11 protein-coding genes are annotated in these 8,507 nt (G+C 49.7%); 6 read left to right on the top strand and 5 right to left on the bottom strand.

What is annotated here, in order from left to right; genetic code table 11:
• Positions 1 to 65: 65 nt before the first annotated feature.
• Both ADK28_RS22320 and ADK28_RS31810 read right to left on the bottom strand, forming a co-directional pair.
• Positions 66 to 329 (bottom strand): hypothetical protein, encoded by a 264-nt coding sequence (locus ADK28_RS22320; protein WP_048796698.1) that lies wholly within the window; start codon positions 327 to 329, stop codon positions 66 to 68.
• A gap of 10 nt (positions 330 to 339) precedes the next feature.
• A complete protein-coding gene (locus ADK28_RS31810) occupies positions 340 to 564 on the bottom strand; it encodes a hypothetical protein (protein ID WP_147882655.1) in 225 nt (74 codons plus the stop codon).
• Positions 565 to 626: 62 nt separating this feature from the next.
• Here ADK28_RS31810 and ADK28_RS31805 point away from each other — a divergent pair, with 62 nt between their 5' ends.
• Complete coding sequence (locus ADK28_RS31805) at positions 627 to 1,094, top strand: hypothetical protein (RefSeq protein WP_147882656.1); 468 nt, start codon at positions 627 to 629, stop codon at positions 1,092 to 1,094.
• Here the strand turns inward: ADK28_RS31805 and ADK28_RS22315 are convergent.
• Genes ADK28_RS22315 through ADK28_RS22305 form a run of 3 tightly spaced genes read right to left on the bottom strand, consistent with a single transcriptional unit; the run spans position 1,087 to position 4,277 of the window.
• The gene (locus ADK28_RS22315) at positions 1,087 to 1,980 is read right to left on the bottom strand and encodes an AAA family ATPase (RefSeq protein ID WP_048796697.1); all 894 of its coding nucleotides are present in this window, start codon (positions 1,978 to 1,980) and stop codon (positions 1,087 to 1,089) included. The two genes, ADK28_RS31805 and ADK28_RS22315, sit on opposite strands and share 8 nt — an antisense overlap.
• 12 nt (positions 1,981 to 1,992) lie before the next feature.
• Positions 1,993 to 4,038 carry a Mu transposase C-terminal domain-containing protein gene (locus ADK28_RS22310; RefSeq protein ID WP_048796696.1) on the bottom strand — a complete coding sequence of 682 codons (2,046 nt, stop codon included), beginning with the start codon at positions 4,036 to 4,038 and terminating at the stop codon, positions 1,993 to 1,995.
• Between the two features lie 2 nt (positions 4,039 to 4,040).
• The gene (locus tag ADK28_RS22305) at positions 4,041 to 4,277 is read right to left on the bottom strand and encodes a helix-turn-helix domain-containing protein (RefSeq protein ID WP_048796695.1); all 237 of its coding nucleotides are present in this window, start codon (positions 4,275 to 4,277) and stop codon (positions 4,041 to 4,043) included.
• Between the two features lie 180 nt (positions 4,278 to 4,457).
• Here ADK28_RS22305 and ADK28_RS22300 point away from each other — a divergent pair, with 180 nt between their 5' ends.
• From ADK28_RS22300 to feoA, 5 genes are all read left to right on the top strand, one after another.
• Positions 4,458 to 5,060: a helix-turn-helix domain-containing protein gene (locus ADK28_RS22300; protein WP_048796694.1), complete on the top strand. Its 603-nt coding sequence runs from the start codon at positions 4,458 to 4,460 to the stop codon at positions 5,058 to 5,060.
• 266 nt (positions 5,061 to 5,326) lie between these two features.
• The gene (locus tag ADK28_RS31035; RefSeq protein WP_187181796.1) at positions 5,327 to 5,779 is read left to right on the top strand and encodes a prephenate dehydratase domain-containing protein; all 453 of its coding nucleotides are present in this window, start codon (positions 5,327 to 5,329) and stop codon (positions 5,777 to 5,779) included.
• A gap of 40 nt (positions 5,780 to 5,819) precedes the next feature.
• Complete coding sequence (locus ADK28_RS22290; protein ID WP_048796692.1) at positions 5,820 to 6,218, top strand: cupin domain-containing protein; 399 nt, start codon at positions 5,820 to 5,822, stop codon at positions 6,216 to 6,218.
• A gap of 51 nt (positions 6,219 to 6,269) precedes the next feature.
• Positions 6,270 to 7,685, top strand: a complete 1,416-nt coding sequence (locus tag ADK28_RS30495) for a 3-deoxy-7-phosphoheptulonate synthase class II (RefSeq protein WP_075202126.1) — start codon at positions 6,270 to 6,272, stop codon at positions 7,683 to 7,685.
• A 496-nt stretch (positions 7,686 to 8,181) separates the two neighbouring features.
• On the top strand, positions 8,182 to 8,406 hold the full coding sequence (gene feoA / locus ADK28_RS22285; RefSeq protein WP_048796691.1) for a ferrous iron transporter A: 225 nt from the start codon (positions 8,182 to 8,184) through the stop codon (positions 8,404 to 8,406).
• The last annotated feature ends 101 nt before the right edge of the window (positions 8,407 to 8,507 follow it).

Here is an 8,507-nt window from a genome sequence, read left to right as displayed (position 1 = left end):
CCCAGTAGCCTTCTGGGACGTTTTTATCGGTAAATTGCGTGGTATTTACAGTCATATTCATTACCTTATTGCAGATTGACTTTAAAAAATTCGGATTTAACCCCAGATACACCAGACTCCTCCAGCTTCCTGATATACACGGCATTCAATGCCTTGATAATTCCTGGGGCCATGCGTTTCATGATTAGCGCCAGACACTCAGCGTGCCCTGGCCTTGCATCATTAAGCCCTTCAACCCCCACGCTGATTGATACAGGAACCGTCGCATGCCCAGGAACATCATTCGTAACAGCATCACTCTCAGTAAATTCAAAAATAACCTTCGCCATATTGACTCCCTTAATTCCAGATAACCTGACATTCATGAACACGCGACGTGCGAACCGTGCGCTGCACGCCGTTCTCTCTCACAACAACATCCACCGTAGGCCAGACAATCTGCCCGCAGGTGCTATCAGCTGTAATCACCGGACGCTGCGGCTTACGTACATAACTGCGGACAACACAACCTTGAGCCTCAAGAGCATCGCGGGCTTGTGCTAACGCATTGAACTGATTAACCATGCAATACCTCCCTTCATATGATTTACTATGCAACTACTTATTAACTTCTCAGGACTTAAACTATGATCCCCAGCTCTTGGTATTTAGCGAATCAATACTTCACTGGCGATTTCGCAAAATTCAATAACTGGAATGAATCCATTTATCTTTCGTTATGTGATGAATTAACGCGTGAAGAGATACAAGCATTAAACCTCGCTAGGGAAAGACTGGGTTCAGCTAATGCCCTGTTCACCTCATGCTTAAAAAGCCATCATGATGAAATTGTTACACTACTTGAAACATTTAAAGGTTATGGAACAATCCCCACTGATAAAAGAAACACTTACGTCATTTATGCCACAATAATTCTTTGCCAGTATGCGCGAGGGTTGTACGCTCATGTGCTGGAAGACATACAAAGCTCATCTGAGTTTAAAGAGTACCGTCAACCATCTGCTGGCAACGCCTCTCTTGCTCTAAATGCTCTGGATTTCCTTATGTTCGTTCCCGACGAAATCAATTACTGGCCGTTCAGTGATGCTAATTAATCAGCATTTCGGCGAATTTTTTCACCGCAGCGACACTGACCGGAGTGTCGCTGATTTCGCAGGTGCGATTAACACCGCGCAGCAACTTACCCAGGCGACGAGCATTGCCTCTCGCTGAGGTGTACAGCGCCTCGCTGATTTTGGTGTCCGCCGCCTCTGGCATCATGCTGATAGCAATCTGGTCAAAATCATCCCGCGACAGGGCATCCCCGAGCGGCAACGCCAACCCAACCCGGCTATAGAGCTGTGCGAACTCACCGCGTTTACCGCGCAGGTTGACCAGCAGACGTGGCATCCCCGCCAGAACGATACCTATACCGGCCTTATCATGCAGACGGCGCAGCACTTCAAGCGCCCTGTAAGGCAACAATTCGGCCTCATCAATCAGTAACAGACGACCGGAATCACGCAGCGCCTGCACGCAACTGTCGCTCAGGTCGTGGATATTTCCGCGCTTACTGACGCCCAGGCGGTTACACAGTTCTTCCAGCAACACGCGGGCGGTGTAGCCGGGGTCAGCCTCAATGAGGATGGCTTCACGGTGTTTATCGGCGTACTCGCGCAGGATCATGGTTTTACCCACTCCAGCAGCACCGGTAAGGACGCCGATATCGCACTCGAGATGGGCGTATCCGATCACCTCTAACCCACGACGCGCTTTGGCCGTTGGTACGAACTCAAAATTAATCCGCTTAAGCTGGGCCTTTTCACGCTCGCGCTGAATGAAACCGGCAATTAATTCATTGACGGACTCAACATCGCCGGTATATTTACCTTGAAGGTATTGATTAATGACCGCCGCGCTTTTCCCGATTGCCCGCGCCACGTGCACCTGAGAGAGGTTCCGGCGGTTCATTAATTCCTGCAACTGTTCACGTAATTCCATTATCACTTCCTCTTACAAGCGGCCTGAGCCGGTTTTCTTCAGATATTCATCACGATCGGTTTCAAACAAAAACACGCCGTCATGTTCATCAACTGGCTGGGCGTCGATAGTGATACCCAGGTTAAAATCAGGCTGGTGCTCCAGCACCTCGCGGCCCTCTGCCAGTATTTCTTCTTTTTTCTCCTCCACGCGATTAAGACGACGCTGAGTGCGCTCCTGCTGGGCTTTCTGCATTCTGGTGACCGGTATCGCTACCTGTTTGTTACCGTTCCAGATGGCGGTGCAGACAAAAGAGCCATCCATGCGGCGCACGATCACTTCGTTTGCATCATGGGTATCAAAGGCCACACGCACTTTTTCACCGTCGACGTTAATCAGTTCTTCAGAGAAATAATCATTGTTTTCTACTTCCACCCAGCCGCGACGCGCCACACGGATCACCTCCGGCATAAACATCTCTCGCAGCTCCAGCTCGGTCAGGTATTCAATTTCGTCACCTTCCGCTTCCAGAACCGCCTGGCGATATTGCGCCGGGGTCAGATGCCTACCGTTGTATTTCGGCAGTTCACTGTGCTCGTGAGAGTGGTTATATTTGTCGACTTCGCTGGCCACCACGTCCAGAAGCTGCCGCCATGACGGGAGTTTTTTTATAGCCCGCTGCTGCACGCTGTTAAGCTCAAGCCCGCCTTTCATGGCAATCAGGGCAGACTTGATCCCACGCTCCGTGATACGCACATGCTCGTCATCTGCGCCGGTGCCGTTGAACGTGACGAATTGCTGCGCAGCCGCCAGGGGGATCACACCGTTAAGGCGTTCAATAATGCCGCGAGCCTGTGGATTTCCTGGAATACTGGTCATATGAGTGATATTCACGCGGGGAAATATCCCGGTAATATCTGCGTCAAAGGTCTTGTTCGTCTGACCACCACCGTTATCGGAATAGACAAACAGCGGCTTGCCGTGGTGTTTGACGGCGAAGCGATAGGCATCGGCCACCGCCAGCGTGCTCTCTGCCAGAGACAGGCTCCAGCCGACCACATAGCGCGTCCGGCCATCAATAATCAGGGTTAACTCAGGGGTAAAAGGCTGGCCATGTATTGGGTGTGCCACTTTCATGTTCATGGACTTACCATCAGAGACCCAGCAACCATTCACCGGCATCTGTGACCAGTCACGCTTCTGATAAGTCTCCAGCGCCCTGGCGGCTGAACCCGATACACGGCCACGCATCAACTCACGGCGGGGGAATTTCTCCATCGCCCGGCGAACGGCATGGTAAGACGGTATCGCCGCCAGCATCGCAGGCTGATCAACATAATTCTTGGCCCAGTCCACCCTAAACAGCCGATAAGCCGCACTGAGAGTGAAACCGTTAGGGCTGCGCCAGTGGGGCAGGAAGTCGACCAGCCAGCCGATCTGCTCGGGCTTTTTCGCTTTTAGATGACCGGGGGCCAACAATGCCAGGCGCTCAGCACCAGAACCGGTATTACGACAAGTGGTGACCCACTCCTGCAGGCAGCGAACGCTGACCCCGGTACGTGTCTTGCCTTTACGGGCGTTGGCCACATCGGCGGCAACCATCACGCGGTCCGGCAATGAACCATCGCGAGAGCGATCGGCAATGAGTTGCACCGCAGCAGACCGAGACATTCCGGCGTTGATCAGCGTTTCAACTTCCTGCGCCAACAAGGCCCGTGCATCGGCGATCTGCTTCTGCTTATCGGTCAATGAACCGACCTCACGCTCCAGCAGGGCAGGACACTGACGCAGCAGATCAAGCTCTTGCGAAGGTTTCACCGCAGCCTTCTTATTGCGCACTGGCACATCCACCGACTTACAACCGGATTGCTCCATCACCGATGTATAGTGACGCTGGCGAACAACCTCACGGGCCTCAGCAGGCAGACAATCGATGTGGTACTCAAACGCCTTGGAGCCTTCGCGCTTACGCTTCAACTCGGAAGAGTCGCCTGCGGATTTGTTCAGAACATACCGCACACCTTGTACAGTGCCAGGCAGTCCAGACAGCCCAACCAATTCATTCACGCTAAGAAACATGATCACGCCACCTTTCTGTTGTATCGACTTGGCCAGATGCAAGCCGGATCGACATTGAGGGCATCGGCGATAATGCGCTCACCTTTTGGGTATGTGCGGTGCAATGCATTTTTTAGCGTATCCGGCTTTAAGCCAGCATCTTTCGACAATGCACGCATGGTGACACCACGCTTATGCAGTTCAGCCACAATGTCGATCTTGTGCCAATCGGCACTAACTACTTCTTTTCCGTTCATCATTCGATTACCCTAAAAAGTTAACCGTGCGGATAAGCCCGCCGGGTTATCCGTTGGGGTAAGTATTGATCCACATAGTAATCATGTAAAGCAAAAATTTGCACTTTACTTGCTCTAGATAAGGATCAGTTACTATAAAGCCAAGAAAAACGATTTACATCAGCTAGTTAAGGGTAAAAGAAAATGAATACCATAAAAGAAAGTGAATTTGCTTTTGTAGATGATGGAAAAGAAAGCTTCAGGGAGCGCCTGAAGAAGCTAATTGGCACTAGGAGCATAAGGGGGGCAGCAAGACAATGGGGGCTATCTTTCTCTACGCTGAACAACTATTTGAACAAGGGTACAGAGCCATCTTTCAGCGCTATACGAAGAATTGCACACGTAGAACAGGTCAGTCTTGACTGGTTAGCATTTGGAGCGGAAGTGAATTTATGTAGCAAAAACTTAATTCATGAAGAGCATAACGATCATGCGCCCAGTTCTGACAATAAATTAACTGCAGCTTGGTTTATGGTATTGGAATCTACAGAGCCAGAGGAAGCCCTTAAACTAATCAAGCTTATACATCGCAAAGGAATTGAACGGGTTATAGAAGAAGCCCCTGGTAAGGGTTCTAGCCAAGCAGCACAACATGAGTTCACTGAACTAGAGCGCGCGCTTCTCCAGCTTCCTACTGAAGAGCAGGAACGCTTAATGGCGCTACACGAAGCTAAAAAAGGGGCATCTGAAGAGTGTGGAGTTACTGGTCCTCAAAGCCTAACAGATAAACATAAACGCGCCGTTTGATTGTAGACTTGAATAAGAACTTTGCTACCCATTTGGGTAAGCTACACATAGCCAACTATCACAATCAATCAAACGGCTTTTAAAACGATTCAAACCACGCTCAAAAAGTGCAAAATAAATCATAAAAAATGACATTTTCGCTCATTTTTAAAATCGCAGTGCAGAACCTCTAAACTCCTTTCAATCACGCGCCAGTCAAGGCTTTGCGGCTTAGCCAAGGTTGCCCCGAACCGTGCAGAAATGATTGCCACCCCACAGAAGGCCTGGTGAAATTACATCAAACCTTGGAATCTGCAGCAAATTTCATGGCACAGGATAGCAATAAAAATGACGTTCTTCTGGGGTGTATCGTATACCCTCATTTGCATCACCTTGTTTTCAATAACTTGCAAAAACTCAAACTGGTCGATTGTTTTGTTATGAATACACATAATATGATTTTGGCCAGCCGGTACGACAATGCAGCCCAAATAAAACGTGTAGGCTCCCATCCAGCGCCACGGGATTTAATTCATCAAGTTGAGGGGGTACAACAAGAAACCCTCATCGAGTTGTTTAATTCGAACAGTGAAGCTGCCAGACAATGTGCAGCAGGTACCGTCGATGGTTGTATCACCACTCTCGTAGCAGCACAGCAATACCGACTTCATGTTCTCGCTGATTTTGGACCGGTCCCGATGGGCTTTTCCATTCATGCGAAAATACAACAGCCAATTTGAATCACCCCATCAATAACATTTTTTCAGAGGAGTATGGATAATGAGTTTGTATCTGAGCAAAGAAATGGTTCCTCATGATATGGATTTGAATCGGCCAGAAGGTACCGAAAGCAAGATCCTGGCTAAATTCATACACGGTACCGATTTTACTCTGGCTTTTTGGCAGTTTAAAACTGGAGCCAATATTCCCGAACATAAACACGTACACGAAACCGCCACCACAATTATCAAAGGTTCATTACGGTTGACCGTTGATGAACGCACAGTATATTTGCACGCTGGCGACACGTTCATCATCCCATCTTGGGCGAGTCATCGTGCAGAAGCACTGGAAGCCTCAGAGGTCATCGACGTTTATACACCGGTAAGGGAAGATTATGTCGCCCGACAAAATGGAGTAATGGAAACTTACCTGACCCGTTCGCAGGCTAAAGAATAAACTCCATGGGCCGGCGATCTGCCGGCTCTACTCCTTGTCTTCGGAGGTAAAATGCGACTTAAACGTGATATTGATGTATTGACAGGCGAAGGTGAACACAACCGATTTGTGTCAATTTTGGCGGGGACACATGCTTCTACAGTACCCCAGCCAGAAAAATGGCACCCTTCCTCTTGGCGAGAGGCGCCTATGACTCAATTGCCAGAATACCCGGATGAATGTACGCTTCGGTACTATGAGCTGATATTGCAATCGGCTCCACCGCTCGTGTTAGCCACAGAAATCCGCCAGTTTCGCCATCGGATGACTCAAGTTGCAAAAGGGAAGTCTTTCTTATTACAGGGAGGAGACTGTGCAGAATCGTTCGACGGTGGTCAGGCGACGTCTATCCGCGACCATTTCCTGACATTAACGCAAATGGCGGGGCTGATCCATGAATTTACAGGACTCCCTGTACTTAAAATCGGACGAATTGCAGGTCAGTTTGCCAAACCTCGTAGCCAACAGGAAGAAACACGAGATGGGATGACATTACCCAGCTTTCGTGGAGAAATAATTAACGGACAGGACTTTTCACAGCAAGGGCGAACACCAGACCCGCAACGTATGCTCCGGGCCTATTATCATGCAGCAGCCACCATGAACCTGCTGCGGGCAATAAATGCATCTGAGCTTCCTGACTATTCCGATAACCTCTCTGTTCAGGTAAATTCGGGCTCAGGGAGAGCGGACCACGACTATCATCGTCTGTGCAAGCAACTGTATGCTAGCTATCATCAGCATGTGCGTAACAATTGCCTCGATCGGCCATTATTCACCAGTCATGAAGCATTGTTGCTTCATTACGAAGAAGCGATGACCCGTAAAGATACGGTGGATGGCGCCTGGTACAATTGCTCTGCACATATGTTATGGCTTGGCGAACGCACTGGCGATCCAGATGGAGCGCATGTTAACTACTTACGAGGGGTAGCCAATCCTGTTGGGATAAAATGTGGGCCCAATATGACACCGGAACGTCTATTGGCGTTACTGGACATCCTTGATCCTGATAAACAACCAGGAAAAATTGTGCTGATAATGCGAATGGGGTTCGCTCAGATAGAGGAAAGAATCCCGCCGTTGTTACAAGCTGTCAGAGCGCGTCGCCATCCCGTAATTTGGGCGGTAGATCCTATGCATGGTAACACCCGTAGTACCCCTCAGGGATATAAAACGCGTAGTTTTTCCTGCATTGTGGAAGAAGTCAGACGTTTTACCCGCTTGCTGAAAGAAAAAGGAGAGCATCCTGGCGGGCTTCATATCGAAATGACGGGAGAGGATGTCACCGAGTGTACCGGTGGACTACAACATATTGATGATAAAGATTTATCCTACCGGTATTTAACCTTGTGTGACCCGCGATTAAACAGGATGCAGTCGCTGGAGTTGTCATACCGCCTGGGGGAAGCATGGCGGGGACTGTAACGTCAGGGGTGGGCTTTGTGGGTCGCCCTGCGGATGCGTTTCTGTCTGTCAGACAATATAAAGCAAATGAGTATAAGGGAGTTGCTGTCTCACCGCTATGCTTCGATCCAGCTGTATGTTGAGCATAATTTTAAAGTGAAAATACTGATGCAAGGTGGTGTACGCCAGGTGAGTAAAGGCACACCGTTGTTCCGTCAATCAGCAGAGTCAGCCGTGAGTCCCTTGACATACGTTCCCTTGAGAAAATTGTGTCAGATATGAGCTGTGCTCCCTTCGCCATTTCAGGTTCCTCGCCCCTTACCGCGGATCCTCCGTTACATTTGTCACCACTGGACACACCCTTTCACGCAAATACAATTGAATTTGATAACGATTATTATTAATGTTCAGCAGCATTTTGCACTGACAGAGTGCCGCCAGCGCGTTATTCGTTGTGGGTGAGGTTCAGCAAGTCCCATTCAGTATCAATAATTCTGATCCAGCAAGGGAAAACAACATGCCTCTTCTGCCTCAACACGCTTATAAGATTGTCGGCTTCGCCAGCGAGATTGGCCCGGCCTATCGCCAGAAACTGCTATCGCTCGGCATGCTGCCCGGCTCTTCGTTCGASGTGGTGCGCGTCGCGCCGCTGGGCGATCCGATAGAAATTAAAACCCGCCGCGTCAGCCTGGTGCTGCGCAGGAAGGATTTGGCGCTGCTGCAGCTCGACGGCCAGCCCTGAGCCGGCGCGCCCTCCGTTTGCCGGTGCGCCTTTGCACCGGCGTTGTTCTCCTTGAAGACGACACGCAGAACTATGAAAAAACTCACCATCGGCTTAATCGG

Origin of the sequence: Serratia sp. 506_PEND (genome assembly GCF_001076875.1) — a bacterium.
GTDB classification, from domain to species: domain Bacteria; phylum Pseudomonadota; class Gammaproteobacteria; order Enterobacterales; family Enterobacteriaceae; genus Serratia; species Serratia marcescens.
Note: the sequence above shows the minus strand (reverse complement) of the source record. Positions and strands in the feature narration are given on the sequence as shown.

Coding starts and splice junctions, on each gene's coding strand:
- ADK28_RS22320 (WP_048796698.1), bottom strand. CDS start 329: ATGGCGAAGGTTATTTTTGAATTTACTGAGAGTGATGCTGTTACGAAT.
- ADK28_RS31810 (WP_147882655.1), bottom strand. CDS start 564: ATGGTTAATCAGTTCAATGCGTTAGCACAAGCCCGCGATGCTCTTGAG.
- ADK28_RS31805 (WP_147882656.1), top strand. CDS start 627: ATGATCCCCAGCTCTTGGTATTTAGCGAATCAATACTTCACTGGCGAT.
- ADK28_RS22315 (WP_048796697.1), bottom strand. CDS start 1,980: ATGGAATTACGTGAACAGTTGCAGGAATTAATGAACCGCCGGAACCTC.
- ADK28_RS22310 (WP_048796696.1), bottom strand. CDS start 4,038: ATGTTTCTTAGCGTGAATGAATTGGTTGGGCTGTCTGGACTGCCTGGC.
- ADK28_RS22305 (WP_048796695.1), bottom strand. CDS start 4,277: ATGATGAACGGAAAAGAAGTAGTTAGTGCCGATTGGCACAAGATCGAC.
- ADK28_RS22300 (WP_048796694.1), top strand. CDS start 4,458: ATGAATACCATAAAAGAAAGTGAATTTGCTTTTGTAGATGATGGAAAA.
- ADK28_RS22290 (WP_048796692.1), top strand. CDS start 5,820: ATGAGTTTGTATCTGAGCAAAGAAATGGTTCCTCATGATATGGATTTG.
- ADK28_RS30495 (WP_075202126.1), top strand. CDS start 6,270: ATGCGACTTAAACGTGATATTGATGTATTGACAGGCGAAGGTGAACAC.